Annotated in this window: 25 protein-coding genes; 13 read left to right on the forward strand and 12 right to left on the reverse strand. The window is 71.4% G+C overall.

From position 1 onward, the window contains the following. Positions 1–15: 15 nt before the first annotated feature. Genes ACW9J6_RS11540 through ACW9J6_RS11550 form a run of 3 tightly spaced genes read right to left on the reverse strand, consistent with a single transcriptional unit; the run spans position 16 to position 2,461 of the window. Positions 16–585 (reverse strand): chemotaxis protein CheW, encoded by a 570-nt coding sequence (locus ACW9J6_RS11540; protein ID WP_457116617.1) that lies wholly within the window; start codon positions 583–585, stop codon positions 16–18. Then, positions 582–1,982 (reverse strand): CheR family methyltransferase, encoded by a 1,401-nt coding sequence (locus ACW9J6_RS11545; protein ID WP_457116618.1) that lies wholly within the window; start codon positions 1,980–1,982, stop codon positions 582–584. The genes ACW9J6_RS11540 and ACW9J6_RS11545 overlap by 4 nt, the downstream gene beginning before the upstream one ends. Beyond that, positions 1,970–2,461, reverse strand: a complete 492-nt coding sequence (locus tag ACW9J6_RS11550; protein WP_457116619.1) for a chemotaxis protein CheW — start codon at positions 2,459–2,461, stop codon at positions 1,970–1,972. Before ACW9J6_RS11550 ends, ACW9J6_RS11545 begins: the two co-directional genes overlap by 13 nt. Positions 2,462–2,814: 353 nt before the next feature. On the opposite strand from ACW9J6_RS11550, the gene ACW9J6_RS11555 reads away from it, so the two are divergent. The 4 genes from ACW9J6_RS11555 to ACW9J6_RS11570 are packed head-to-tail and all read left to right on the forward strand — an operon-like array spanning position 2,815 to position 5,869. Continuing rightward, the gene (locus ACW9J6_RS11555; RefSeq protein WP_457116620.1) at positions 2,815–4,593 is read left to right on the forward strand and encodes an acetolactate synthase 3 large subunit; all 1,779 of its coding nucleotides are present in this window, start codon (positions 2,815–2,817) and stop codon (positions 4,591–4,593) included. 17 nt (positions 4,594–4,610) lie between these two features. Then, the gene (gene ilvN, locus ACW9J6_RS11560) at positions 4,611–5,153 is read left to right on the forward strand and encodes an acetolactate synthase small subunit (RefSeq protein WP_457116621.1); all 543 of its coding nucleotides are present in this window, start codon (positions 4,611–4,613) and stop codon (positions 5,151–5,153) included. Between the two features lie 60 nt (positions 5,154–5,213). Next, positions 5,214–5,495 (forward strand): BrnT family toxin, encoded by a 282-nt coding sequence (locus ACW9J6_RS11565; RefSeq protein WP_457116622.1) that lies wholly within the window; start codon positions 5,214–5,216, stop codon positions 5,493–5,495. Further along, positions 5,477–5,869, forward strand: coding sequence for a helix-turn-helix domain-containing protein (locus ACW9J6_RS11570; protein ID WP_457116623.1), 393 nt, complete (start codon positions 5,477–5,479; stop codon positions 5,867–5,869). Before ACW9J6_RS11565 ends, ACW9J6_RS11570 begins: the two co-directional genes overlap by 19 nt. Here ACW9J6_RS11570 and ACW9J6_RS11575 read toward each other — a convergent pair. Both ACW9J6_RS11575 and ACW9J6_RS11580 read right to left on the reverse strand, forming a co-directional pair. After that, entirely contained in the window at positions 5,841–7,553 is a 1,713-nt protein-coding gene (locus ACW9J6_RS11575) for an AMP-binding protein (RefSeq protein ID WP_457116624.1), read from the reverse strand. The two genes, ACW9J6_RS11570 and ACW9J6_RS11575, sit on opposite strands and share 29 nt — an antisense overlap. A gap of 50 nt (positions 7,554–7,603) precedes the next feature. Further along, positions 7,604–8,371, reverse strand: a complete 768-nt coding sequence (locus ACW9J6_RS11580; RefSeq protein WP_457116625.1) for an SDR family oxidoreductase — start codon at positions 8,369–8,371, stop codon at positions 7,604–7,606. 217 nt (positions 8,372–8,588) lie between these two features. Between ACW9J6_RS11580 and ACW9J6_RS11585 the strand changes: the two genes are divergently transcribed. The 6 genes from ACW9J6_RS11585 to ACW9J6_RS11610 all read left to right on the forward strand — a co-directional run bounded on the left by ACW9J6_RS11585 (position 8,589) and on the right by ACW9J6_RS11610 (position 17,286). Beyond that, complete coding sequence (locus ACW9J6_RS11585; RefSeq protein WP_457116626.1) at positions 8,589–9,791, forward strand: acetyl-CoA C-acyltransferase; 1,203 nt, start codon at positions 8,589–8,591, stop codon at positions 9,789–9,791. 242 nt (positions 9,792–10,033) lie between these two features. Further along, entirely contained in the window at positions 10,034–12,109 is a 2,076-nt protein-coding gene (locus ACW9J6_RS11590; RefSeq protein ID WP_457116627.1) for a 3-hydroxyacyl-CoA dehydrogenase NAD-binding domain-containing protein, read from the forward strand. Between the two features lie 273 nt (positions 12,110–12,382). Further along, on the forward strand, positions 12,383–13,591 hold the full coding sequence (gene pimC / locus ACW9J6_RS11595; protein WP_457116628.1) for a pimeloyl-CoA dehydrogenase large subunit: 1,209 nt from the start codon (positions 12,383–12,385) through the stop codon (positions 13,589–13,591). A gap of 287 nt (positions 13,592–13,878) precedes the next feature. Beyond that, a complete protein-coding gene (locus tag ACW9J6_RS11600; protein ID WP_457116629.1) occupies positions 13,879–15,027 on the forward strand; it encodes an acyl-CoA dehydrogenase family protein in 1,149 nt (382 codons plus the stop codon). 68 nt (positions 15,028–15,095) lie between these two features. Further along, positions 15,096–16,193, forward strand: coding sequence for a CobW family GTP-binding protein (locus ACW9J6_RS11605; protein ID WP_457116630.1), 1,098 nt, complete (start codon positions 15,096–15,098; stop codon positions 16,191–16,193). Positions 16,194–16,332: 139 nt separating this feature from the next. Then, positions 16,333–17,286, forward strand: coding sequence for a hypothetical protein (locus tag ACW9J6_RS11610; RefSeq protein ID WP_457116631.1), 954 nt, complete (start codon positions 16,333–16,335; stop codon positions 17,284–17,286). A 55-nt stretch (positions 17,287–17,341) separates the two neighbouring features. Here ACW9J6_RS11610 and ACW9J6_RS11615 read toward each other — a convergent pair whose 3' ends face one another. The 3 genes from ACW9J6_RS11615 to ACW9J6_RS11625 are packed head-to-tail and all read right to left on the reverse strand — an operon-like array spanning position 17,342 to position 18,893. Further along, positions 17,342–17,905, reverse strand: a complete 564-nt coding sequence (locus tag ACW9J6_RS11615) for a DUF4865 family protein (RefSeq protein ID WP_457116632.1) — start codon at positions 17,903–17,905, stop codon at positions 17,342–17,344. Beyond that, positions 17,902–18,336 carry a cupin domain-containing protein gene (locus tag ACW9J6_RS11620; RefSeq protein WP_457116633.1) on the reverse strand — a complete coding sequence of 145 codons (435 nt, stop codon included), beginning with the start codon at positions 18,334–18,336 and terminating at the stop codon, positions 17,902–17,904. The genes ACW9J6_RS11615 and ACW9J6_RS11620 overlap by 4 nt, the downstream gene beginning before the upstream one ends. Continuing rightward, complete coding sequence (locus ACW9J6_RS11625; protein WP_457116634.1) at positions 18,333–18,893, reverse strand: tautomerase family protein; 561 nt, start codon at positions 18,891–18,893, stop codon at positions 18,333–18,335. The genes ACW9J6_RS11620 and ACW9J6_RS11625 overlap by 4 nt, the downstream gene beginning before the upstream one ends. On the opposite strand from ACW9J6_RS11625, the gene ACW9J6_RS11630 reads away from it, so the two are divergent. The 3 genes from ACW9J6_RS11630 to ACW9J6_RS11640 all read left to right on the forward strand — a co-directional run bounded on the left by ACW9J6_RS11630 (position 18,841) and on the right by ACW9J6_RS11640 (position 20,664). Next, a complete protein-coding gene (locus ACW9J6_RS11630; protein ID WP_457116635.1) occupies positions 18,841–19,839 on the forward strand; it encodes a LysR substrate-binding domain-containing protein in 999 nt (332 codons plus the stop codon). The two genes, ACW9J6_RS11625 and ACW9J6_RS11630, sit on opposite strands and share 53 nt — an antisense overlap. Positions 19,840–20,014: 175 nt before the next feature. Then, positions 20,015–20,371 carry a type II toxin-antitoxin system RelE/ParE family toxin gene (locus ACW9J6_RS11635; protein WP_457116636.1) on the forward strand — a complete coding sequence of 119 codons (357 nt, stop codon included), beginning with the start codon at positions 20,015–20,017 and terminating at the stop codon, positions 20,369–20,371. Beyond that, positions 20,368–20,664 (forward strand): helix-turn-helix domain-containing protein, encoded by a 297-nt coding sequence (locus tag ACW9J6_RS11640; RefSeq protein WP_457116637.1) that lies wholly within the window; start codon positions 20,368–20,370, stop codon positions 20,662–20,664. The genes ACW9J6_RS11635 and ACW9J6_RS11640 overlap by 4 nt, the downstream gene beginning before the upstream one ends. Positions 20,665–20,775: 111 nt before the next feature. Here the strand turns inward: ACW9J6_RS11640 and ACW9J6_RS11645 are convergent, their stop codons facing one another. From ACW9J6_RS11645 to ACW9J6_RS11660, 4 genes are all read right to left on the reverse strand, one after another. Then, entirely contained in the window at positions 20,776–21,090 is a 315-nt protein-coding gene (locus ACW9J6_RS11645) for an HPr family phosphocarrier protein (RefSeq protein ID WP_457116638.1), read from the reverse strand. A 70-nt stretch (positions 21,091–21,160) separates the two neighbouring features. Further along, a complete protein-coding gene (locus tag ACW9J6_RS11650) occupies positions 21,161–21,562 on the reverse strand; it encodes a PTS sugar transporter subunit IIA (protein WP_203158957.1) in 402 nt (133 codons plus the stop codon). 89 nt (positions 21,563–21,651) lie between these two features. Further along, positions 21,652–22,113 (reverse strand): HPr kinase/phosphorylase, encoded by a 462-nt coding sequence (locus tag ACW9J6_RS11655; RefSeq protein ID WP_457116769.1) that lies wholly within the window; start codon positions 22,111–22,113, stop codon positions 21,652–21,654. Continuing rightward, positions 22,110–23,813 (reverse strand): stimulus-sensing domain-containing protein, encoded by a 1,704-nt coding sequence (locus tag ACW9J6_RS11660; protein ID WP_457116770.1) that lies wholly within the window; start codon positions 23,811–23,813, stop codon positions 22,110–22,112. Before ACW9J6_RS11660 ends, ACW9J6_RS11655 begins: the two co-directional genes overlap by 4 nt. Positions 23,814–23,893 lie beyond the last annotated feature (80 nt).

The following is a 23,893-nucleotide window of genomic DNA, read 5'->3' on the forward strand; positions in this document are numbered from 1 at the left end:
TCCGGGCACGAGGGATCAGCTCCGCGGCGCGAGGCCGAGGAACGGCTGCAGCAGGGCGGCGAGGTCGAGGAGCGCGAACCCCTCCGCGTCGCGGGCGTCGGCCCGGGCATGGCCCGCGAGCCCCCGCCCCCCGGGGGTCGGGTTCTCGTCGAGGAGCGCCTCCACCACGGCGAGCGCCCGCTCGACCCGCAGGCCGAGGCGCGGCGTCTCGCGACGCAGCACCACGAGATGGGCCGGCCCGTCGGCGGGCGCCGGCGGCAGGCCGAGCGACGCCGCGAGATCGAGGACGCTCAAGGGCGAGCCGCCCCGGCCGGAGAGCCCGATCAGGGCGGTGGGCGCCCCCGGCACCGGCGTGCAGGGCCGGAACGGCGCCACCGCGGCCACCGCGTCGAGGGGGATCCCGATCCGCTCCGCGCCCACCCGACAGAGCAGGACGCGGCGGCGGGCGCGCGTCTCGGCCGGCGCCCGGCCGCGGGCCGCGAGGGCCTGGCTGCGCGCGTCGAGGATCGCTTCGGCGCGGGCGGCGCCGAGCGCCGATTCGGCGTCCGGCCGCGTGGGCCCGACCAGGCCGGATGGCGGGCTCATCGGGCGCCCCCGGCCTCGAGGAGCGGCCGGGCCGCGTCGGCGAGACGCGCGGCGGTGAGACCGTCGCCCTCGGGCAGGTCCGCCTCCGGCGGCAGGGCGGCGGCGAGCGCGAGGGCGTTGCGCAGGGCCCGAAGGCCCGGCGCCTCGTGTCCCCGCGCGATCAGGGTGAGGCCGAGATGGTAATGCGCCATAACGAAGCCCTTATCGAGGTAGATCGCTCCGCGAAAGGCGCGCTCGGCCTCGTCCGGCCGCGCCCGTGCGCGGGCGACGAGCCCCTCGTAGAAGCGCAGCCTCGCATCGGTCGGATCCTCCCGAAGGGCCTCCCGGCAGGCGCGCCAGGCGGCCTCGAGATCGCCCGCATCCGCGAGCGCGCGGACGGCGGCGAGCGCGTCCGCGCCGACGTGGGGTGGGGCGGGCAAGGCCGACGGGCGGACGGGCGGGGAGACCGGGCGCCGCGGCACCGGCCGGGCGGGCCGGCGCGCGGGCTGGAACGCGGCGGGCTCGGGGTCGGGCGGCGCGGGAGCCGGTTCGTCTTCCGCCTGCTCGGGCCGGCGATAGGCCGCCGTCCCGGGCAGGCTCACCGGCGCCAGGAACTCCGCGAAGGCCGGGTTCGGCTCGGCATGGCCGAGCAGCAGCCAGCCCCCCGGGCGCAGCCGCGCCGCGAGCGCCCGCACCACGGCCGTCACCGTGTCCGGGTGGAAGTAGATCAGGACGTTCCGGCACAGGATGAGGTCGTAGTCGGTGAGCGCGAGCGAGGCGGTGCCGTCGATGAGGTGGAGCAGGTTCTGCGGCTCGAACCGCGCGAGGCCCCGGAATTCCGGTCGCAGCGCGAAGAGGTTGGGGCGGGACGTGGCGCGGAAGTAGCGCGCCCGCTCGGCGGCGGGCAGGGTGCGCATCGCCCAGGCGCCGTACTCGGCCCGGCGCGCCACCGCCAGGACGTCCCGGTTGATGTCGGTGCCGGTGAGCGCGATCCGCCACGCCGGCAGGGCGTCGCCCAGGATCTCGTGCAGCAGGATCGCGATCGAGTAGGTCTCTGGGCCGGTGGAGCAGCCGGCGCTCCAGATCCGCAGCCTTTTCTCGTCCCGCCGCGCGGCGATGCGTTCGGGCAGGATGGTGTTGCGCAGGGCCGCGAACTGCTCCGCGTAGCGGAAGAAGAAGGTCTCCCCGATGGTGATCTCGGCCTCGAGGGCGGCCCATTCCTCCTCGGACTCGTTGAGCCGGGCGAGGTAGGCGCCCGCGTCCGGCGCCGCGGCGGCCCGCAGCCGTCCCCGGAGCCGGTCCCAGAGCAGGTCGTCCTTGTCGGCGTAGTAGTGGTGGCCGGTGCGGGCGACGACCGCCGCCTTCAGGGCGGCGAAGGCCGGGTCCCGCGTCGGGGCGGGTGGCGTCACTCGGCCCATGCGGCGAGCCGCTCCTGGGCGAGCCGGGTCTGGACGTCGAGCCGCGCGCGCTCCTCCGCGAGCAGAATCCGCGGAACGGCGAGTTCGTGCAGCAGCCGCTCCCCGATCCGCACCTCGCCGGCGACGCAGCCGTTGAGCGCCGTGCCCTCCGCGACCGGTGACACGGCATCCGCCGGCACCGCGACGAGGTCCGCGACGCGGTCGACGAGGAGCGCGAGCGGCGCCTCTCCTCCGACGAGCAGGAGGTGGCGGTAGAGCATCGGCCGGCCCTCCGCCTCGGCGGCGAGGCCGAACAGCCGCGCGACGTCGAGCACCGGCACGGCCCGCCCGCCGAGGTCGAAGAAGCCCGCCAGCGCCGCCGGCACGCCGGGCGGGCGCCACAGGCGCGGCAGCGGCAGGATCTCGCGCACGGCCTCGCGCCGCACCGCGCAGGGCGTGCCCGCCACATCCACCACCAGGAAGGCCGCGGCCCCCGCCATCACCCATTGCCCCCCAGACACCCGCGCTGCGGCCCAGATAGGGGAGGGCGGAGGGATTCCCAATGGCGGGGCCGGGCCGCCCCCCGAAGGTCCATAACAGCCTCTCGGCACGGCGGTCCGGAAATCCGGTTGACCGCCCGGGGCGCGGCGCGTAGGGTCCCCGCCACTTTTCGAGGGACGGGTCGACGCACGATGCGCGCGGTTCTTATTGTAAGGTGGGCGCCACGGACGGGGCGGGCTTGAGACAGCCCGTATAGCCCGGCGGTGGCGCATGCAGGGTCCTTCGGGGCCCTTTTTTATTGCCCGAACGGATCGCACGACACGACACGAGACGCGAGAACAGGAGACGACACATGGGTGCGGGCGAGGTCATGACGGGCGCCGAGATGGTGATCCGGGCGCTGCAGGATCAGGGCGTCGACACGCTGTTCGGCTATCCGGGCGGCGCGGTGCTGCCGATCTACGACGCGCTCTTCCACCAGGACAGCGTCAAGCACATCCTCGTGCGCCACGAGCAGGGGGCGGTGCACGCCGCCGAGGGCTACGCGCGCTCCTCCGGCAAGGTCGGCTGCGTGCTCGTGACCTCCGGCCCCGGCGCCACCAACATCGTCACCGGCCTGACCGACGCGCTCCTCGACTCGATCCCGCTCGTCTGCGTCACGGGCCAGGTGCCCACGCACCTGATCGGCTCCGACGCGTTCCAGGAATGCGACACCGTCGGCATCACCCGCAGCTGCACGAAGCACAACTACCTCGTGAAGTCGATCGACGACCTGCCGCGCATCCTGCATGAGGCGTTCTACGTCGCCTCGCACGGCCGGCCCGGCCCGGTCGTCATCGACCTGCCGAAGGACGTCCAGTTCGCGAGCGGCCTCTATCGCCGGCCGGCCGACAACGGCCACAAGACCTACCGGCCGCAGGTCCAGGGCGATCCCGCGAAGATCAAGGCGGCGGTGGCGCTGATGGCGCAGGCGCGGCGCCCGGTCTTCTACACCGGCGGCGGCGTGATCAATGCCGGCCCGGAGGCCGCGCGGCTGCTGCGCGAACTGGTCCGCGCCACCGGATTCCCGATCACCTCGACGCTGATGGGGCTCGGCGCCTATCCGGGTTCGGACCCGCAGTTCCTCGGCATGCTCGGCATGCACGGGACCTACGAGGCGAACCTCGCGATGCACGAATGCGACGTGATGGTCTGCATCGGCGCGCGCTTCGACGACCGCATCACCGGCCGCCTCGACGCCTTCTCGCCCTTCTCGAAGAAGATCCACGTCGACATCGACGCCTCCTCGATCAACAAGAACGTCAAGGCCGATCTCGGCATCCTGGGCGATTGCGGCGCGGTGCTCGCCGACATGCTCAAGGCGTGGCGGGCGGTGACGCCCGAGCCCGACAAGGCGCGCCTGACCGAGTGGCTGTCGAAGATCAATGGCTGGAAGGCGCGCGAGTGCCTCGGCTACTGGCCCTCCGCGACGACGATCAAGCCGCAATACGCGGTCCAGCGCCTCTACGAGGCGACCAAGCACCGCGAGACCTACGTCACCACGGAGGTCGGCCAGCACCAGATGTGGGCGGCGCAGTACTACAAGTTCGAGGAGCCGAACCGCTGGATGACCTCGGGCGGGCTCGGCACGATGGGCTACGGCCTGCCGGCGGCGATCGGCGCGCAGCTCGCCCACCCGGGCGCCCTGGTGGTCGACATCGCGGGCGAAGCCTCGATCCTGATGAACATGCAGGAGATGTCGACCGCCGTGCAGTACCGCCTGCCGGTCAAGATCTTCATCCTGAACAACGAGTACATGGGCATGGTGCGGCAGTGGCAAGAGCTGCTGCACGGCTCGCGCTACTCCGAGAGCTACTCGTCGAGCCTGCCGGACTTCGTGAAGCTCGCCGAGGCCTACGGGGCCAAGGGCATCCGCTGCGAGAAGCCCAGCGATCTCGACGCGGCGATCCAGGAGATGCTGGACTACGACGGTCCGGTGATCTTCGACTGCATCGTCGACAAGACCGAGAACTGCTTCCCGATGATCCCGTCCGGCAAGGCGCACAACGAGATGCTGCTGTCGGACTATCTCGGCGAGACGGGGGCGGATCTCGGCTCGGTGATCAGTGAAGAAGGCAAGGTGCTGGTCTGAGGCCGCGGGGAAGAGCGATGAACGCCATGAACACCCACTACCCCGAGCCGGTCCGGATCGAGCCGGTCGCCCGCCACACCCTGGCGGTGATCGTCGACAACGAGCCGGGCGTGCTCGCCCGGATCGCTGGCCTGTTCTCGGGCCGCGGCTACAACATCGAGAGCCTGACCGTCTCGGAGACCGAGCACAGCCAGCACCTCTCGCGCATCACCATCGTGACGACCGGCACCAACGCGGTGATCGACCAGATCAAGGCGCAGCTCGACCGGCTGGTGCCGGTGCACCGGGTGGTCGACCTGACGCTGCAGGGCGACTCGCTCGAGCGCGAAATGTGCCTCCTGAAGGTGGTGGGGAAGGGCGAGCACCGGGTCGAGGCGATGCGCCTCGCCTCCGCCTTCGGCGCCCGCATCCTCGACGCGACGCTGAACTCCTTCGTGTTCGAACTCACGGGCGCGACGGACGAGGTCGAGCGCTTCATCCGGCTGATGTCGGAGATCGGCCTCGTGGAGATCTCGCGCACCGGCGTCGCCGCGATGGGCCGCGGCGCCGAGCCGATGTAGCGGCGACCACGCGAGGCGTCTTGACCTAGCGGCAGAAATGCGAGGTCTCTACCGTGCCGCATGGACTTCGACTGGAACCCGCTGAAGGAAGCCGAGGTCCGTGCCCGACGCGGCCACGGCTTCTCGGCTCCGGTGCGGATTTTCCTGGATCGTACGGTCGAGTGGGAGGACGATCGGGAGGATTATGGAGAGATCCGGATGATCGCGGTCGGCCGCGCGGAGGGGCGCTTCTGGACCGTGGTGTATACTGACCGAGAGGACGCCGATGGTCCGTTTCGCTGGATCATCACGGCCTGGCCCTCGGACAGGCGGGAGCGAGAGCGATGGCACGCAGGAGCCTGAGCGATATCCGGTCCGCCGCGTCCGACCTGGACCCCGCGCGGCTCGATGCCTTGAGCGAGGACGAGATCGCGCGGCAGAAGGCGGAGGAGGGGTTCGAGCGTGGTCCGGACGGGGCCGCGCAGGCCGTGCTTCCGCCTGCCGAGATCCGCGGCCGGCTCGGCATGACGCAGCAGGCCTTCGCCCGCGCCCTGCGCATCCCGGTCGCGACGCTTCGCAAGTGGGAGGACGGCCGGGCGCTGCCCGATCCCGCCGCCCGCTCGCTGCTGAATGCCGTTGCGAGGGCACCGGACGCGGTGCTGACCGCACTCGGACCGAGCCCCGCTCCCCGCCGCCCGGACCACCCGGTCAGAACAGCGTCCGCAACGCGCTCTTGAGGATCTTGCCGCTCGGGTTGCGGGGCAGGATATCCTCCTGCAGCAGGATGCGCACCGGCACCTTGAAGGCGGCGAGCCGCGCGCCCACGAAGGCGCGCAGCTCCTCCTCCGAGACGGTCTCTCCCCGGGCGAGCGACACCACCGCCCCGGGCTCCTCGCCCAGCGTCGGGTGGGGGATCGCCACCACGGCCGCGTCGATCACGGCCGGGTGCTCGTGCAGGGCGTTCTCCACCTCGCAGCAATAGATGTTCTCGCCGCCGCGGATCAGCATGTCCCGGGCGCGGTCGACGATGGTGATGAAGCCCTCCGCGTCCATCCGGGCGAGGTCGCCCGTCGAGAGCCAGCCGTCCCGGAAGGCGGACGCCGTCGCCTCCGGGCTGTTCCAGTAGCCGGCAACCACGTTCGGCCCCTTCACGCGCAGCTCGCCGACCTCGCCGGGCGGCAGCTCGCGGCCGTCGGGGTCGCAAATCCGCGCCTCGCAGACCGGCAGGGGCGGGCCGCAGCTGTCGGGACGGTGGAGGTAGTCCTCGCCCATGTGGTGGGTGAAGGTGGCGGCGGTCTCGGTCATGCCCCACCCCGTCGCCGGCTGGGCGTTCGGGAAGGCCGCGCGCAGTCGCCGCACCAACTCGGCGGGGGCGGGCGCACCGCCGTAGGTGATCGTCTCCAGGGAGGAGAGGTCGTGCGTCCCGGCGGCCCGTCCGTCGAGGAGCTGCCAGGCGATGGTGGGCACGCCGCCCGCGCTGGTGCAGCGCTCGCGCGCGATCAGGTCGAGGGCGCGCGCCAGATCCCAGCGCCGCATCAGGACGAGGCGGCCGCCGCGCTGAAGGTTCGTGACGAGGGTGGCGAAGCAGCCGGTGACGTGGAAGAACGGCACGGAGACCAGCGCCACCTTCTGGGGCGCGGCCGGGTCCGGCACCGGGATCGGCTCGCCCCGCCGTAGCGCCGCGCGCGCCGCCGAGTAGGGATGGGCCAGGATCGCGCAGGCGCCGTTGCGGTGGGTGCCCATCGCGCCCTTCGGGCGGCCGGTCGTGCCCGACGTGTAGAACAGGGTCGCGAGGTCGTCCGGCGCCAGGGGAACGTCCGGCACCTCGCCCGCGGGCAAAGCGGGCCAGGCGGCCACCGGGCCGATGATCGCGTCGAGGCTCTCGGCATCCGCCGCCGTGCTGCGGGCGAGGAGGATACGCCCCAGGGCCGGGCACGCGTCGCGATGGGGCGCGACGCGCTCGAAACGCTCGGCATCGAGGATGGCCACCGTCGCCCCGGAATCCACCAGCGCGTAGGCGAGTTCGGGACCGGTCCACCACGCGTTGAGCGGCGCCGCCACGCCCCCGGCGAGCACGGTCGCGAAGAAGGCGACCGGCCATTCCGGGAGGTTGCGCATGGCGATGGCGACCCGGTCGCCCGGTCGCAACCCGCCGCGGACGAGGTCGCGGCTCAGCGCCAGGACCGCCCGGGAAAAAGCCTCGAAGCTCGCGCGGTCGTCCTCGTAGACCAGGAAGGTCTTGTCGCCGTGCTGGCGCCCGGCGAGGAAGATCTCGCGCAGGGTCGGCGGCGCGTTGGTCCAGATCCGGGTCGGCACGCCCCGGATCACCGCCTCGCCGATCGCGAAGGGCGAGCCCGGCGCCGTGAGGCGCGCCGTCGCCTCGGCGAAGGAGAGTGCGGGCCAGGCGGGGGAATCGGTCATCGGCATCTCGTCGGCGGTGGCGGGGACGGGCGGGGGAGCCGGCCGGACCGTCACGTGATGGTCTGGCCGCCGTCGACCACGATGCTCTGCCCGGTCATGAAGGCGCCGGCCGGGCTCGCCAGGAACACGGCCGCCCCGGCGATCTCGTCGGGCTGGCCGATCCGGCCCAGCGGCGTGCGGGCCGTGTAGGCGGCGCGGCTCTGGGGGTCCTCCCACAGGGCGCGGGCGAAATCGGTCTGGATCAGGCCCGGGGCGATGCAGTTGACCCGCACGTTGTGCGGCCCGAGCTCCACCGCGAGGTTGCGGGCGAGCTGGAAATCGGCGGCCTTCGAGATGTTGTAGGCGCCGATCACGCCCGAGCCCTTCAGCCCGCCCACCGACGACACGATGATGATCGCCCCGTCCCGCCGCGCGATCATGCCGGGCGACGCGAAGCCGATCAGCCAGTGGTTCGCCACCACGTTGTTGTCGAGGATCTTGCGGAACTGCTCGTCGGCGATCCCGCTCATCGGCCCGTAATAGGGGTTCGAGGCGGCGTTGCAGACCAGCACGTCGATGCGGCCGAACCGCTCCTCCGTGGTGCGGGCGAGGCGCTCCAGGTCGGCTTTCGCCGAGATGTTGGCCGGCACCACGATCGCCCGCTCGGCCCCGTGCCGGGCGTTGATGGACTCCGCCACCGCGCGGCAGGCCTCCTCCTTGCGCGAGGAGACCACGACCTGCGCGCCGTGCTCGGCCAGCCGTTCGGCGATGGCGCGGCCGATCCCGCGCGAGGAGCCGGTCACGACGGCGACGCGACCGGTGAGATCGAACAGCGACACGGGCGCCCCTCCCACGAAACCTCTTGCGTTTTGCCCGGACCTTAGCTCTCTATGGCGATTAAGCAAGCCGTGTTTTCGAAAACGTGGCGGCGGGGAGGGGCTTCCCAGGTGTCTGGGCCGGTTTTTGGGCCTTGCGGCACCATACCCATTCCCCGATAACGGCGAAGGCGCTGGCCCGACCGCCTCTGCGGAAGCCGGTGCGAGGAGGAGACTGGAGATGCGGGAAGCCGTCATCGTCGCGACCGCGCGCACGCCCATCGGCAAGGCCTACCGGGGGGCCTTCAACGACACGCAGGCCCAGGCGCTCGGCGGCCACGCCATCGCCGAGGCCGTGCGCCGGGCCGGCATCGACCCGGCAGAGGTGGGCGACGTGGTGATCGGGGCGGCGCTCCAGCAGGGCTCGACCGGCTCGAATATCGGCCGGCAGGCAGCCTTGCGGGCGGGATTACCCGCGAGCGTCGCCGGCATGAGCCTCGACCGGCAATGCGCCTCCGGCCTGATGGCGATCGCTACGGCCGCCAAGGAGATCGTGGCGGACGGGCTCGATATCGCGGTCGGCGGCGGCCTCGAATCGATCTCGCTCGTGCAGAACGACAAGTTGAACCGCTTTCGTGGCGCCGATCCCTGGCTCGTGGAGCACGTGCCGGCCGTCTACATGACGATGATCGAGACGGCCGAGACGGTGGCCGAGCGGTACGGGATCAGCCGGGAGGCGCAGGACGCCTACGCGCTGAGCTCCCAGAAGCGGACCGCGGAGGCGCAAGGCGCCGGCCGCTTCGCGGAGGAGATCGCGCCGATCACCACCCGGATGCTGGTCACCGACAAGGCGACGGGCGAGACCTCCGCGCGGGAGATCACCTTGGCGCAGGATGAGGGCAACCGGCCCCAGACCCGGCTGGAGGACCTTGCGGCGCTGAAGCCGGTGTTCAAGGACGGGCAGCGGGTGAAGGAGGGGCGCTTCGTCACCGCCGGCAATGCGAGCCAGCTCTCCGATGGGGCCTCGGCCTGCGTGCTGATGGAGGCGCGGGAGGCCGAGCGCCGCGGGCTGCAGCCGCTGGGCGCCTACCGGGGCATGGCGGTGGCGGGCTGCGACCCCGACGAGATGGGCATCGGCCCGGTCTTCGCCGTGCCCAAGCTCCTCAAGCAGCACGGGCTCACGGTCGAGGACATCGACCTGTGGGAGCTGAACGAGGCCTTCGCCTGCCAGGTGCTCTACTGCCGCGACAAGCTCGGCATTCCGGACGAGCGGCTCAACGTCGATGGCGGCGCGATCAGCATCGGGCATCCCTACGGGATGTCGGGCGCGCGCATGACCGGCCACATCCTGCTGGAAGGCCGCCGCCGCGGCGCCAAGTACGGCGTGGTGACGATGTGCGTCGGCGGCGGCATGGGCGCGGCGGGTCTGTTCGAGATCTACTGAGACAGGTTGGAAGGCGGCGCAGGGAACCCCTCTCCCGTGCGGGAGAGGGGCAGGGGTGAGGGTCCCGGACCGTGCCGCAAACGAGCTGAACGGTGGTGCTGGCAGCGGGACGCTTCAAGCTTCTTGCTGAACCACCTGGACCCTCACCCCTACCCCTCTCCCGCACGTGAGAGGGGATCCCGCGGACTTACAGTTGCGATGCGCCCCACGGCAGTCATGGGACAGGTGTCCGGAGGACAGTGATGACCGAAACCACCCCCGTTTCCGAGAGCCGCGAGGGCGCGGTCGCGGTCCTGACCCTGCAATCGGGGCCGGTGAACGCCCTCGGATCGGCCTTGCGCGAGGGGATCCGGGCGGCGCTGGAGCGCGCCGAGGGTGATCCCGCCGTCAAGGCGATCGTGCTGATCGGCGGCGGGCGGATGTTCTCGGCCGGCGCCGACATCACCGAGTTCGGCAAGCCCCAGAGCGGCATCCCGCTGCCCGACCTCCTCAACCGGATCGAGGCCTCGACCAAGCCGGTGATCGCGGCGATCCACGGCAATGCGCTGGGCGGCGGGCTCGAGACCGCGCTCGCCTGCCACTACCGGGTGGCGGTGCCCTCCGCGAAGGTCGGCCTGCCGGAGGTGAAGCTCGGCATCCTGCCGGGCGCGGGCGGGACGCAGCGCCTGCCGCGCATCGTCGGCCCGCGCAAGGCCCTCGACGTGATCGTCGGCGGTTCGCCGATCGGCGCCAAGGCCGCTTCCGGCATGGGACTGATCGACGACCTCGCCCCCGAGGACGGTCTGCGCGCCCACGCGGTCGCCTTCGCGGAGCGCGTCGTCGCCGAGGGACGGCCCCTCACCAAGATCCGCGACCGCGACGATCGCCTGGCCGAGGGCCGCGACGATCCGGGCCTGTTCGACGCCTTCCGGAAGGAGAACGCCCGCAAGCTGCGCGGCTTCGAGGCGCCGGAGGCCTGCATCGCCTGCATCGAGGCCGCCTGCCGGCTGCCCTTCGACCAGGGCCTCGCCTTCGAGCGCGAGCAGTTCCTGAAGCTCGTGACGGGCGCCCAGTCGGCGGCGCAGCGCTACGTCTTCTTCGCCGAGCGCCAGACCGCCAAGATCCCGGACGTCCCGGAGGACACGCCCGCCCGGCCGATCGCCAAGGTCGGGGTGATCGGGGCCGGCACCATGGGCGGCGGCATCTCGATGAACTTCCTCAACGCCGGCATCCCGGTGACCATCGTCGAGGCGAAGCGCGAGGCTCTCGACCGCGGCCTCAAGACCATCCGCACCAACTACGAGAACACCGCCAAGAAGGGCCGCCTGCGGCCGGAGGACGTCGAGACCCGGATGGGTCTGCTGACGGATTCCCTCGATCTCGAGGCCCTCAAGGACTGCGACCTCATCATCGAGGCCGTGTTCGAGGACATGGGCATCAAGAAGGAGATTTTTTCCAAGCTCGACCGCATCGCGAAGCCCGGCGCGATCCTGGCCTCGAACACCTCCTATCTCGACATCGACGAGATCGCCGCGGTCACCGGCCGCCCCGGCGACGTGATCGGCATGCACTTCTTCTCGCCCGCCAACGTGATGCGGCTCCTGGAGGTGGTGCGCGGAGAGAAGACGCAGAAGGACGTGATCGCCACCGCCATGCAGGTCGGCCGCAAGGTCGGCAAGATCGCGGTGCTGGTCGGCGTCTGCCACGGCTTCGTCGGCAACCGCATGCTGGCCGAGCGCCAGCGCGAGGCGAACCGCCTGATGCTGGAGGGCGTGAAGCCCTGGGACGTCGACCGGGTCATCGTCGATTTCGGCCTGCCGATGGGGCCCTTCGCGATGAGCGACCTCGCGGGCCTCGACATCGGCTGGAGCCGGGAGACCAACAAGTCGGAGAGCGTGCGCGACCTCCTCTGCGAGATCGACCGGCGCGGCCAGAAGACCGGCGCGGGCTTCTACGACTACGATTCCAAGCGCAACGCCTCACCCTCGCCGGTCACCGAGGAGATCATCGCCAAGGTGGCCGAGCGCCAGGGGGTCCGGCAGAAGCCCGCCTCCGACCAGGAGATCCTGGAGCGCTGCCTCTACCCGATGGTCAACGAGGGCGCGAAGATCCTGGAGGAGGGCAAGGCGATCCGCGCCTCCGACATCGATATCGTGTGGATCAACGGCTACGGCTGGCCCGTCTATCGCGGCGGCCCGATGTTCTGGGCCGACAGCATCGGCTTGCCGAAGGTGCTGGAGCGGCTGCGCGCCTACGAGGCGGAGTACGGCGAGGCGTTCAAGCCGTCGGCCCTGCTGGAACGGCTCGCGGCGGAGGGGAAGAGGTTCCGGGACCTGTGAGGGATCTGATGGCCTAACAGTCCCAGGACGTGTCGCGGGGAACCCCTCTCCCGTGCGGGAGAGGGGCAGGGGTGAGGGTCCCGGACCGGACAGCAAGCTGGCTGAACGTTGGTGCTGGCAGCGGGACGGCTCAGCCTTCTTGCTGAACCCTGAGGTCCCTCACCCCTACCCCTCTCCCGCACGGGAGAGGGGATCCCGCGGGTCAGGAACAAGCGTGGGCCGCGCCTGGCATCGGAGCGCCGCCTTGAGGACAACCACGAACGGGAGGCACCCATGGACCTTCGTTTCACCCCCGAGGAGCGCGCCTTCCGCCAGGAGGTCCGCGGCTTCTTCGAGGCCAACCTGCCGGCCGAGATCCGGCAGAAGCTGATCGACGGGCACCACCCGTCGAAGCAGGACATCGTCACCTGGCAGCGCATCCTCAACGCCAAGGGCTGGGCGGTGCCGAACTGGCCGGTCGAGTGGGGCGGCACCGGCTGGGATCCGGTGCGCCAGTACATCTTCCTCGACGAATTGCAGAGCTTCCCGGCGCCCTCGCCGCTGCAGTTCGGCGTCTACATGGTCGGGCCGGTGATCGCGCAGTTCGGCTCGGAGGAGCAGAAGAAGCACTTCCTGCCCCGCATCGCCAACCTCGACGATTGGTGGTGCCAGGGCTTCTCGGAGCCCGGCGCCGGCTCCGACCTCGCCTCGCTGAAGACCAAGGCGGTGCTCGACGGCGACCATTACGTGGTGAACGGCCAGAAGACCTGGACCACGCTGGCCCAGCACGCGGACTGGATCTTCTGCCTCGTGCGCACGGACTCGACCGCCAAGAAGCAGGAGGGCATCACCTTCCTGCTCATCGACATGAAGACGCCCGGCATCACGGTGCGGCCGATCCAGACCCTCGACGGCGGCCACGAGGTCAACGAGGTGTTCTTCGACGACGTGCGGGTACCGGTGGCGAACCGCGTCGGTCAAGAGAACAAGGGCTGGGACTACGCCAAGTTTCTCCTCGGCAACGAGCGCACCAACATCGCGCGGGTCGGCGTGTCGAAGCAGCGGATCCGCCGCCTGAAGGAGTTGGCGGCGATCGAGCGGGTCGGCGACGCGCCCCTCATCGAGAACCCGCGCTTCCGCGAGAAGCTCGCTGCCCTGGAGATCGAGCTGAAGGCGCTGGAGATGACCCAGCTGCGCGTGGTCGCGGCCGAGCGCACCCGCGAGAAGGGCAAGCCCGATCCCGCCTCCTCGATCCTCAAGATCAAGGGCTCTGAGATCCAGCAGGCCACGACGGAACTGCTCCTCGACGTGGTGGGTCCCTACGCGCTCCCCTACCTGCCGGAGGACGACGAGGCCGAGCACGGCAGCAACGAGCCGCCGATCGGCCCCGACTGGGCCGGGCCGGCCGCGCCGACTTACTTCAACTGGCGCAAGATCTCGATCTACGGCGGCTCGAACGAGATCCAGAAGAACATCATCGCCAAGGCGATCCTGGGGTTGTGAGAGTGGCGGGGGGGCGGACGCTCCCGCGTGACTGCGCCAAATCCAACTTCGTTACGAACGCTCACGGCCCCGGATGAAGCGCGATCCCCTCTCCCGAGTGGGAGAGGGGCCAGGGGTGAGGGTGGCTCGGCTTCAGCAAGTAAGCTGAACCGTCGAGCTGCCAGCGGCACGGTCCCGTGTTCCTGCGGAAACGTCCGGCCCTCACCCCTACCCCTCTCCCACCCGGGAGAGGGGATCCCGCGCCATGTCCGGAGAGGTCGCTCATACCGAGTTCAGGGAAGGGACCGATGGATTTCGACCTCAGCGAGGAGCAGAGCCTCCTCAAGGACAGCGTCGAGCGGCTGCTCGCGGACCGCTACGACTTCGAGGCGCGCAAGCGCCACGGCCGCCACCCGGAGGGCTTCTCGCCCGAGATGTGGCGGGCCTACGCGGAACAGGGCCTGCTCGCCGTGCCCTTCGCCGAGGAGGAGGGCGGCATCGGCGGCGGGCCGGTCGAGACCATGATCGTCATGGAGGCTTTCGGCGGCGCGCTCGCCCTCGAACCCTACCTCGCCACCGTGGTGCTGGCGGGCGGGCTGCTGCGCCACGCCGCCTCCGCGGAGCAGCGGGCCGAGTGGCTTTCCGCGCTCATCGGCGGTGAGGCCCGCTACGCCGTCGCCCACCACGAGCGGCAGGCCCGCTACGACCTCCACGACGTCGGCGTCACCGCCCGCCGCGACGGCTCCGGCTACGTCCTGGAGGGGGACAAGTCCCTGGTGCTGCACGGCGACAGCGCCGACCGGCTGATCGTCTCGGCCCGCACCGTCGGGTCCCGCCGCGACCGCGGCGGCATCGGCCTGTTCGTCGTCGACGCCAACGCCGAGGGCGTCTCGCGCCGCGGCTACCCGACCCAGGACGGGCAGCGCGCCGCCGAGGTGTCGCTCTCCTCCGTGCGGGTCGGGCCGGAGGCGGTGCTGGGCGACCCCGAGGGCGCGCTCCCGGCGATCGAGCGGGTGACCCAGGAGGCGATCGCCGCGCTCTGCGCCGAGGCGGTCGGCGCCATGGACCGCATGCACCGGCTCACCGTCGAGTACCTGAAGACCCGCAAGCAGTTCGGCACCCCGATCGGCGCCTTCCAGGTGCTGCAGCACCGGGCGGCCGACATGTTCATCGCCCTGGAACAGGCCCGCTCGATGGCCTTCCTCGCCACCATGATGGCCGGCGAGGAGGACGCGACCGAGCGCGCCCGCTCGATCTCCGGTGCCAAGGTGCAGATCGGCCGCTCCGGGCGCATCGTCGGCCAGGGCGCGGTGCAGCTCCACGGCGGCGTCGGCGTCACCATGGAGTACAGCGTCGGCCACTACTTCAAGCGCGTGACGATGATCGACGCCCTGTTCGGCGATGCCGACCACCACCTCGCGCGGGTGGCGCAGATGGGCGGGCTGATCGCCGCCTGAGCGGGGGTTGGAATCCGGGGCCTCGTGCGGGAGAAGGGCGGATTACCGCGCGAGCCAAGGCCCATCCCATGCCCGAGACGCCCCGCCGGCCGGCCCCGATTCCGCTCACCATCCTCACCGGGTTCCTCGGGGCCGGCAAGACGACGCTGCTCAACCGCCTGCTGAGGGATCCGGCCCTCGCCGACACGGTGGTGATCGTCAACGAGTTCGGCGAGGTCGGGCTCGACCACCTGCTGATCGAGACCGTCGACGAGGACATGATCCTGCTCGGCGCGGGCTGCCTGTGCTGCACCGTGCGGGGCGACCTCGTCGCCACCCTCGAGGACCTGCTGCGCAAGCGCGACAACGGCCGGATCGCGCCCTTCCGGCGCGTGGTGATCGAGACGACGGGCCTCGCCGACCCGGCGCCGATCCTGCACGCGGTGCTCTACCACCCCTACCTGTCGCTGCGCTTCGCCCTCCAGGCGGTGGTCACCGTCGTCGACGCGGTGAACGGCATGGCCACCCTCGACGCCCACGCGGAGGCGGTGCGGCAGGCCGCCGTCGCCGACCGGATCGTGCTGACGAAGGCCGACCTCCCGGGCGCCCGCGCGGCGGACCTGCGGGAGCGGCTGGCCCGGCTGAACCCGGCGGCCGCGCCGCTCGGCCCCGATGCCCCGGCCGAGGCGCTGCTGGGCGGGTTGTTCACGCCGGAGGGCAAGATCGCGGACGTCGCCGCCTGGCTCGGCGCCGAAGCGGTGGCGGCGGCCGAGACGCATGACCACCACGGCCACCACCACCACGACGTCAACCGGCACGACGCCGCGATCCGGGCCTTCAGCCTCGTCAGCCCCGAGCCGGTCAAGCGCGCGGCCTTCGAGATGTTCCTCGACCTGCTGCGCTCGGGCCAGGGCGCGAAGCTCCTGCGCCTGAAGGGGCTCGTCGGCCTCGCGGAGGATCCCGGGCGTCCGGTGGTGGTGCACGGGGTGCAGCACGTGGTCCACGCGCCCGCCACCCTCGACGCGTGGCCGGGGCCGGACCGGACCTCTCGCCTCGTCCTGATCCTGCGGGATGGCGACCCGGCCTTCGTGCGCCGCCTGTGGGACGCCTTCCTGGGCCGTCCCGTCCTCGATTCGCCCGACGCCGCGGCCCTGGCCGCCAATCCGCTCGCCATTCCGGGAGGCTGATCCGCCGGGAGGCTGATCCGCCGGGAGGCTGATCCGCCGGGAGGCTGATGCGGCGGGGGGCACGGTTCTTGAGAGATGAACGGGCGCGACTGCGCGGCCGTTCCGATCCGAGACGGCCGCGCTCCAACAGGGGACGGGCATGAGGATTCCAGCCTTCACGGTGATCGAGGGCGGGCTCCGGGAGGAGGGGCGCTGGAGCGCGGAGCTGCGCCATCCCGCCAGCCTGCGCGACCCGGAGATCGCGGCGTGGCAGGCGCTCCTGCCCCGGGCCGTGTCGCCGGGCGTCTGGGCCGATCCCGATTACGTCCTGACCGTGGCCCAGCACCTCGCCGAGGGCCGCCGGCTCGCCCTGCTCCTCGTCTGGCAGGAGCGGGACGGCGCGCCCCGCCTGCAGGGCGTGCTGCCGCTGCACCTGCCCAGCGGCCTGCGCCCGGGACGGGCGGCGCGCCTGTGGGAGTTGCCCCTGGCCGAGGGGCCGGCGCCGGTCGTCGCCGCGCAGGAGGCCGCCCGGGTGCTGCGCACGGCCCTGGACCACCTCGCGCGGGCGGGCCTGCGCCTGGAGACCCTCCGTCTGCCGGGACTGCCGCCGGACGGGCCGCTCGTCGCGGCCCTGCGCGAGGCCGCGGCGGAGACCGGGCGCGGACTCGCGCTCCACCCGCAGGAGCCCGTGGCGGCGTCCCTCCTCGCGCCGCTGCCCCGTGAGTGCACCTCCCTCGAGCGGGTGCGCTCCCCCCACACGATCCGGGATGCCGTCGAGAGCTTCCTGGTCCTGGAGGGGAACCGGTCGGGGCCGAACCTGCTGTCCGATCCGGCCGCGGCGGCCGCCCTGCGGGTCATCATGCGCCGCTTCGCCAAGCGCCGCGCCTGCGGCGTCGACCTCGTGCGCCGGGACGGGACCGTGGTGGCGGCGGCGCTCCGCCTCGGCCCGGCGGGCCAGGACCAGATCTGGCGCGAGGCGGGCCACCGGCTGAGCGGGTCGGGGGACGAGGGTTCGGGCGTGACGCTGGCCGAGGCGGTGGTGGCGGTGGCGCCGGTGCGGCGCGCGGCCGGGCTGCGGCGCGGTGGTCTGATCGGGTGGCGGCGCTCCGCGTGAGGATCCGACGACGGGCTGCTCGCGTCCTCGGTGAGCCCTGTCGGCTCGTGCGTCGTCACGACAGCGCGGGCAGCGAGACGTGCCCCACGGTGTAGCCTTGGGCTCCCTCATCACGCCTGGGCGGTGTCCGCCAGAGGTGGAAGGTGATCTGCCTCCAGCCCGTCGGATCGAACCCTGCGACGGCCGCCAGGGCACCGGTCCCGACCGCGGCCTGGGCCGCGGCGATCGCGGCGTCTCGCCGCGAGGCCAAGTCGGAATGGGGCGCGATCGGCGTCACCCGCCGGCTGGCGAACCGCGCCTCACCCAGATCTGCGCCGAGTTCGGCGTGCCAGACCATCCAGGTCTGAACCGCCGGCCAGCCGAAATCCCGCGTCAGCCCGGCGAAGCCGGGGCCGGACAGGAACGCGTCGAGGCCCTTCGGCTCATCCCAGAGATAGAACGGTGCGTAGAGGTTCTCGTCGCTGCCGAGCCCGGCATCGGTCTTGCGGACAGACAGGTAAGCCTTGAACCGCAAGCCCGGAAATCCGTCCAGCAGCTTTCCCTTGTCCCGGATGCGGCGCTCAATGATCTCCATGTCGTAATCTGCCGGCAGGATGAAGCTGTACTGCATCGCGATCATGACTGACTGTCCTTGATGTCGACCGCCTCCATCCAGTGAACGGCGGTTCCGTCCTTCACCGGCTGGACGCTGAGATAGCCGAAGGGCGCGGAGGGTGAGGCGCCGTGCCAGTGCCGCTCGCCGGGCGCGAACCAGACGCTGTCCCCCGCGCGAAGTTCGACGACGGCGTCGCCGTCCCGCTGCGCGAGGCCCACGCCGTCGAGCGCGAAGAGGAGCTGGCCGCGGGGATGGCTGTGCCAATGCGTCACCACCCCGGGTCCGAGGAAGGCCCGCATCGCCGTCATCTCACCCTCCGTCCGGCTCGACAGCAGCATCTGGACCAGGAAGTCTCCGCGGGCGACTCCGCTCGGGGCGGAGACGATGCCGCTGCCGGCTCGCCGCACGGTCATGACCGAGGGCGTGGCGGCCTCCATCGCGAAGGGATCGCTCATCGGCCGGTCCCGTCGCGCGGGGCCGCTGCGGACAGACCCCGCGCGAACGACCCGTCGTCGAGGGCCGCGTCGACGATCGTGACCATCACGTCCTCCGGGTGCAGGCCAGGGGCCGCGGCGAGGGTCTCGACCCGACGCTTGAAGAAGCCGGCCTTGGTCTGCGCCGAGCGCGGCCAGCCGGCGACGACGTGGAAGACGATGAGGTCATCCGATCGCGGTCCGCCGCCATGGGCGCGATCGACGATCAGCTCGCCGCGCGCGTGTTGATGGAAGGCGGCGAAGCGATCCCCTTCGGCCACCTCGAAGGACTCGATCGGTGCGCGATCGAGGCTGTCGGCGACGGCAGTCAGGTCGGCCGGAGGCTTGCCGGCCATGAGGGAGATCCGGGGGACGGGCATCGGTTGCGAACCTTCGGAGCGGTTGACGGACCGAGCATGGATCGCCAGCATCGTCCCGAAAATCGGATTATTCGGGATGGACACTCCTGCTTTTCGGGATTGAGCGATGCGCCTGACGAATCTCGACATGGACGCTCTGCGCAGCTTCGTCACCGGCATGGATGCCGGCTCGTTCGCCCGCGCCGCGGACCGGCTCGGCCGGTCGACCTCCGCGGTCAGCGCGCATCTCAGGAAGCTGGACGAGCAGACCGGCACGGCATTGCTGCGCCGGTCGGGCCGCGGACTGGCCCTCACGGAGGAGGGCGAGACGCTCCTCGCCTACGCCCGGCGGCTGCTCAGCCTGAACGACGAGGCCCTCGGCGCCGTGCGGGGTGTCGATCTGGAGGGTTGGATCCGGCTGGGCCTGCAGGAGGATTTCGGGGAGACAATGCTGCCGCAGGTGCTGGGCCGGTTCGCCCGCGCGCATCCGAAAGTCAGGATCGAGGGTCGGATCGCCCGCAACACCGAACTGACGGCCCGGATCGCGTCCGGGCAGCTCGATCTGGCGCTCGCGTGGGATGACGGCACGGCGACGCCGGCGGAGCGGATCGCCTCATTGCCACTCTGCTGGCTCAATGCCGCGGAGGACGAGCCCCTGTGGCGCCCGGGCCGGGGCGAGCCGTTGCCGCTCGTGACCCTCGAAGCGCCGTGTCTGCTGCGCAAGATCGCCTGCGACCGGCTGGAGCAGCACGGGATCGCGTGGCGGATCGCCTTCGTCAGCCCGAGCCTCGGGGGGCTGTGGGCGGCGACCGCAGCCGGACTCGGTATCGCGCTCCGCACGCGGGTGGGCAGCCCGTCCTCCGTCCGCGTCATCGATCCTGCCGCGTCGGGCCTGCCGACGCTGCCGTCGCTCGGGCTGATGCTCCGCGGGGCGGACGGGAGGGCCGATCCCGTGAGCGACCACTTGGCCGCCATCATCCGGCAGGCCGTGCAGGAGCAGTTGTCGGGGGAATGGCTGCGCGGCCCAACCGGTGACCGCGGAGCGGAGGCTGCATCGAGAGGGATGGCCTCCGCCGGTCATCGGACCGACAGCGGGCCGGCGAAGCGGATATCCGATATGGCCTGATGCGGGTGCGACCGACGAGCCGGTGTGCTCAACATCAGAAGCGGCCGGTCCTGCCGGAAGATCCCAACACGATCGCAGCTCGCCGGTCGGGCCCGGAGCGAGGCTTGAGCGGGGCGTTGGTTCCTTGGATGGTTCTTTCGCTTGCGTCACTGATCCATTGGCGTCGTATTCCGGTGTGACCAAGGTGCTCCCCATCACGGTGGTCGAGACGCCGGAGTTCCTGTCGACCAGTCGCAAGCTGATGAGCGACGAGGAATGCGTCCTGCTTGTGAGCTATCTCGCCTACAATCCCCTTGCGGGCAATCTTGTCCAGGGCACGGGCGGTATCCGCAAGCTGCGCTGGGGCCTCGAAGGACGCGGCAAGCGCGGTGGTGCGCGGGTCATCTCCTATGGCCACGACCCAGAAATGCCGCTCTTCGCCTTGACCGCTTATGCCAAAAACGAGCGTGCTGACTTGAGCCAGCAAGATCGTAACGATTTCCGACAGCTGACGACTCTGTTGGTTGATCGTTTCAAGAGGACAAAATCATGAGCGCTGTGGCCGACAGCATCCGTCGAGGGCTCGAGCAAGCGTTAACTTATGGGGAGGGCGCGGCCGACGATCGCGACTATCGCGTTCGGGTCCCCGAGCGGATCGATGTCAAGGCGATCCGTGCCAAGCTGAACTTGACGCCGGAGGAGTTTGCTGGCCGATTCGGCTTTTCCGTCAACACGCTGAGGCACTGGGAACAGGGGTCGCGGCAACCGGAAGGGCCGACGCGCGCCTATCTGCTGGTGATCGACCGGGCTCCAGAGGCCGTGCTGGACGCATTGCGAACGGGCTGAGACACAGTGAACTCGGCGATTCCGGTCGATCGACGTCCGCGCCTCCTGCTCGTGATCGAGCGCGAACCCGAGGCGGTGGACCGGGCGCTGCGCGCCGCCTGAGCCGCGCCGCTACTCGTCCTCGCCGAAGCGGTTGGCGAGGAGCGCCGCGATGTACTCCATGCAGGCGTCCTGGTCGGGGCCGAGCGCCGTGACGTGGATGCTCGTCCCCTGCGCGGCGCCCAGGGTCAGCAGGCCCATGATCGAGCGCCCGCCCACCGTCTCGCCCCCCCGGGTGACGGTCACCTCGGATTGAAACCGCTCGACCGCCTGCACGAACTTGGCCGAGGCCCGGGCGTGCAGGCCGCGGCGGTTGATGATCGGCAGGCTGCGCGCCACCGCCCCCTCGGGCACCGGCGGTGCCTCCGCCGCATCGTCGTCGTTCATCGGGAATCGGATCCTGCTGGAGCCGGTTGAGGAGGCGGGTCGCGCCCTCCGGCTCTCGTCCGGGAGGAGGTTACTTCCCGGCGAGGACCCGGGACGCCACGTTGATGTATTTGCGGCCCGCCTCCTGCGCGTGCAGGACCGCGTCGCCGAGACTCTCCTCGTCGCGGACGCTGGCGAGCTTGATCAGCATGGGAAGGTTGATCCCGGCGACCACCTCGACGGAGCCGCCGTTCATGCACGAGAGGGCGAGGTTCGAGGGCGTGCCGCCGAACATGTCGGTCAGGACCACGACGCCGTCACCGGTATTCACCCGGCAAACGGCCGACATGATGTCCTTGCGCCGGACCTCCATGTCGTCCTCGGGGCCGATCGTGATGGTCTCGAGCTGCTCCTGCGGACCCACGACATGCTCCAGCGCGGCCTTGAACTCCGTCGCGAGCAAACCGTGGGTGACGAGCACCATTCCAATCATCGACACGAGTTCCGACGCCCCTTTCAGAGCCGAGCCGCCATTTTGTGCAGCGCAAGGGCGAGCGCAAGAGCAATGCGGCGAAAACCGCATCAGCCCGTCATCATGATGCCATGGGGGCGGCGCCAGCGCCACAACACCCTGTTCGTCCGGTCGGGGTCCCGGGGAAGAATCATGCGAGGGACTGCAACCCCCAGGAGAGAAACCGTCTCCGCACCCGCCTCGGGCATCCGCTCCACCGACTCGGCGAGGTCCACGACGAGGCGCAGCACCGCCGAAGGCATCGTGTTTCCAACGTGTTGCAGGCCCGCGCCGCGGATCTCCAGGAGGCCCGCGAGCGCCGCGTGCGGCCGGGCCACGAGGCGGCCCCCGCGCGGCTCCACGATCACCCTGTCGTCGCCCACCAGCCCCGCGAAGAGCCCGTACATAGGGCCGGCCAGCAGGATGTCCCGCGCCAGGGTCGTTTTGCCGCTCCCGGCCGGGCCGCGAATCAGTAGCCCGTCCTCGCCCAGCACCACGCAGGTGGCGTGGAGCGTGGCGCGGGCGGGGATCAGCGGTGGAGTCCCGGGATGCGCACGACGAAGCGGGCGCCGAGCACGCCCGGCTCGCCGTCCTCGCCGGGGGTGCCGGGCCGGTTCTCGGCCCGAATCGTCCCGCGATGCGCCTGGACGATCTGCCGGGAGATCGAGAGGCCGAGTCCCGAATTCTGCCCGAACCCCTGCTCCGGCCGGTCGGTGTAGAAGCGCTCGAAGATCCGCTCCAGGGCGTGGGGCGGGATGCCCGGCCCGTCATCCTCGACTACGAGCTCCACGGTGTTGCGCAGCCGGCGCAGGGTCACCCGCACGGTCGCGCCCTTGGGCGAGAAGGAGCGGGCATTGTCGAGGAGGTTGTTCACCACCTGGCCGAGCCGGCTGTCGTGCCCGATGATCGCGAAGGGATCCTCGATGCCGGGGGGCGGCGGCTCCACCGTGAAGGTGATGGCGACGTCCCGCGGCCGCCGCCGCTCGTTGGCCACGGAGGTGACGGTGGTGAGGAGCTTCCTCAGATCCACCCGCGCCGCCTCGGCCCGCGCCAGCTCCGCGTCGAGGCGCGAGGCGTCCGCGATGTCGCTGATCAGGCGGTCGAGGCGCTTCACGTCGTGCTGGATGATCTGCATCAGCCGCCCGCGGGACTCGTCGGTCTTGGCGAGCGGCAGCGTCTCGACGGCGCTGCGCAGGGAGGTGAGGGGGTTCTTCAGCTCGTGCGAGACGTCCGCCGCGAAGTTCTCGATCGCGTCGAGGCGCCGGTAGAGGGCCTGGGTCATGTCGCGCAGCGCCCGCGAGAGGTGGCCGATCTCGTCCGAGCGGGTCGTGAAGTCGGGGATCTCCTGGCGCGACTTGATGCCGAGCCGCACCCGCTCGGCCGCCTCCGACAGCCGGCTCACCGGGCCGACGATCTGGCCGGCGACGAGGAGGGAGAGCACCACCATCACCAGGGCGGCGATCAGGAACACCTGCAGCAGGGCGAAGCGCTCGGAGGCGATGATCTTGTCGATGTCGCCCTCCTGCGTCGAGAGCAGGAGGGCGCCGCGCACCGCGCGGGCGCGCAGGATCGGCACCGCCACCGACACGATCGTCTCGCCATGCGCGTTGCGCCGCACCAGGGTGCCGCGGCTGCCGGCGAGCGCCCGCTGCACCTCCGGGAGGCTACGCCCGTCGGAGGGGCCGGCATCCTCCGCGGCGGCCTCGCGGTGGGGCAGGGGCAGCAGCCCGCGCACCCCGTCCCAGGCCCGCTCCATCAAGCTCGGCTTCTCCTTGCGCACCGGCACCTCGGGCCGGGCGAGGTCGCCCCGCACGTTGAGGTTGCGGGAATCGATCAGGCTCGTCCCGTCGAGGTCGTAGACCCGCGCCCGCGTGCCGGTGGGCGTGATCAGCCGCCGCAGGAGCGGGGCGACCCGCTCCGGATTGAGGGAGAATTCCAGGGCCGAGGGCGGCTCCTCGCCCGCCGCGCCCGGATCCCCCGCCTGGAGCTGCAGCAGCCGGTCGGGGTCGATGCTGATCGCGTCGGTGTCGACCGTGGCCGAGGCGGCGATCGCGCCCGCGATGATGTCGCCCTGGATCAGCAGGCTCTTCACCCGCGCCTCGATCAGCCCCTGGCGGAACTGGTTGAGGTAGAGGAAGCCCACCAGCAGGGCGATCAGCCCGGCGAGGTTCAGGACGACGATGCGCCGGGTGAGGCTGGAGGAGGCGCGCTGGGCGATCCAGCGGCCGACCATGCGCGGCGAGAAGGCTTCCCGCGGCGCCTCGGCCTCGGGATCGGCCTCGCTGCCCGTCCCGGGTGCCCCGGCCCCGAGGA

It is taken from the genome of Methylobacterium sp. JK268 (genome assembly GCF_054052225.1).

Excerpts from the sequence above, each read along its gene's own strand:
- ACW9J6_RS11540 (WP_457116617.1), bottom strand. The coding sequence starts at position 585 with ATGAGCCCGCCATCCGGCCTGGTCGGGCCCACGCGGCCGGACGCCGAA.
- ACW9J6_RS11545 (WP_457116618.1), bottom strand. The coding sequence starts at position 1,982 with ATGGGCCGAGTGACGCCACCCGCCCCGACGCGGGACCCGGCCTTCGCC.
- ACW9J6_RS11550 (WP_457116619.1), bottom strand. The coding sequence starts at position 2,461 with ATGGCGGGGGCCGCGGCCTTCCTGGTGGTGGATGTGGCGGGCACGCCC.
- ACW9J6_RS11555 (WP_457116620.1), top strand. The coding sequence starts at position 2,815 with ATGGGTGCGGGCGAGGTCATGACGGGCGCCGAGATGGTGATCCGGGCG.
- ilvN (WP_457116621.1), top strand. The coding sequence starts at position 4,611 with ATGAACGCCATGAACACCCACTACCCCGAGCCGGTCCGGATCGAGCCG.
- ACW9J6_RS11565 (WP_457116622.1), top strand. The coding sequence starts at position 5,214 with ATGGACTTCGACTGGAACCCGCTGAAGGAAGCCGAGGTCCGTGCCCGA.
- ACW9J6_RS11570 (WP_457116623.1), top strand. The coding sequence starts at position 5,477 with ATGGCACGCAGGAGCCTGAGCGATATCCGGTCCGCCGCGTCCGACCTG.
- ACW9J6_RS11575 (WP_457116624.1), bottom strand. The coding sequence starts at position 7,553 with ATGACCGATTCCCCCGCCTGGCCCGCACTCTCCTTCGCCGAGGCGACG.
- ACW9J6_RS11585 (WP_457116626.1), top strand. The coding sequence starts at position 8,589 with ATGCGGGAAGCCGTCATCGTCGCGACCGCGCGCACGCCCATCGGCAAG.
- ACW9J6_RS11590 (WP_457116627.1), top strand. The coding sequence starts at position 10,034 with ATGACCGAAACCACCCCCGTTTCCGAGAGCCGCGAGGGCGCGGTCGCG.
- pimC (WP_457116628.1), top strand. The coding sequence starts at position 12,383 with ATGGACCTTCGTTTCACCCCCGAGGAGCGCGCCTTCCGCCAGGAGGTC.
- ACW9J6_RS11600 (WP_457116629.1), top strand. The coding sequence starts at position 13,879 with ATGGATTTCGACCTCAGCGAGGAGCAGAGCCTCCTCAAGGACAGCGTC.
- ACW9J6_RS11605 (WP_457116630.1), top strand. The coding sequence starts at position 15,096 with ATGCCCGAGACGCCCCGCCGGCCGGCCCCGATTCCGCTCACCATCCTC.
- ACW9J6_RS11610 (WP_457116631.1), top strand. The coding sequence starts at position 16,333 with ATGAGGATTCCAGCCTTCACGGTGATCGAGGGCGGGCTCCGGGAGGAG.
- ACW9J6_RS11615 (WP_457116632.1), bottom strand. The coding sequence starts at position 17,905 with ATGATCGCGATGCAGTACAGCTTCATCCTGCCGGCAGATTACGACATG.
- ACW9J6_RS11620 (WP_457116633.1), bottom strand. The coding sequence starts at position 18,336 with ATGAGCGATCCCTTCGCGATGGAGGCCGCCACGCCCTCGGTCATGACC.
- ACW9J6_RS11630 (WP_457116635.1), top strand. The coding sequence starts at position 18,841 with ATGCGCCTGACGAATCTCGACATGGACGCTCTGCGCAGCTTCGTCACC.
- ACW9J6_RS11625 (WP_457116634.1), bottom strand. The coding sequence starts at position 18,893 with ATGCCGGTGACGAAGCTGCGCAGAGCGTCCATGTCGAGATTCGTCAGG.
- ACW9J6_RS11640 (WP_457116637.1), top strand. The coding sequence starts at position 20,368 with ATGAGCGCTGTGGCCGACAGCATCCGTCGAGGGCTCGAGCAAGCGTTA.
- ACW9J6_RS11645 (WP_457116638.1), bottom strand. The coding sequence starts at position 21,090 with ATGAACGACGACGATGCGGCGGAGGCACCGCCGGTGCCCGAGGGGGCG.
- ACW9J6_RS11650 (WP_203158957.1), bottom strand. The coding sequence starts at position 21,562 with ATGATTGGAATGGTGCTCGTCACCCACGGTTTGCTCGCGACGGAGTTC.
- ACW9J6_RS11660 (WP_457116770.1), bottom strand. The coding sequence starts at position 23,813 with ATGGTCGGCCGCTGGATCGCCCAGCGCGCCTCCTCCAGCCTCACCCGG.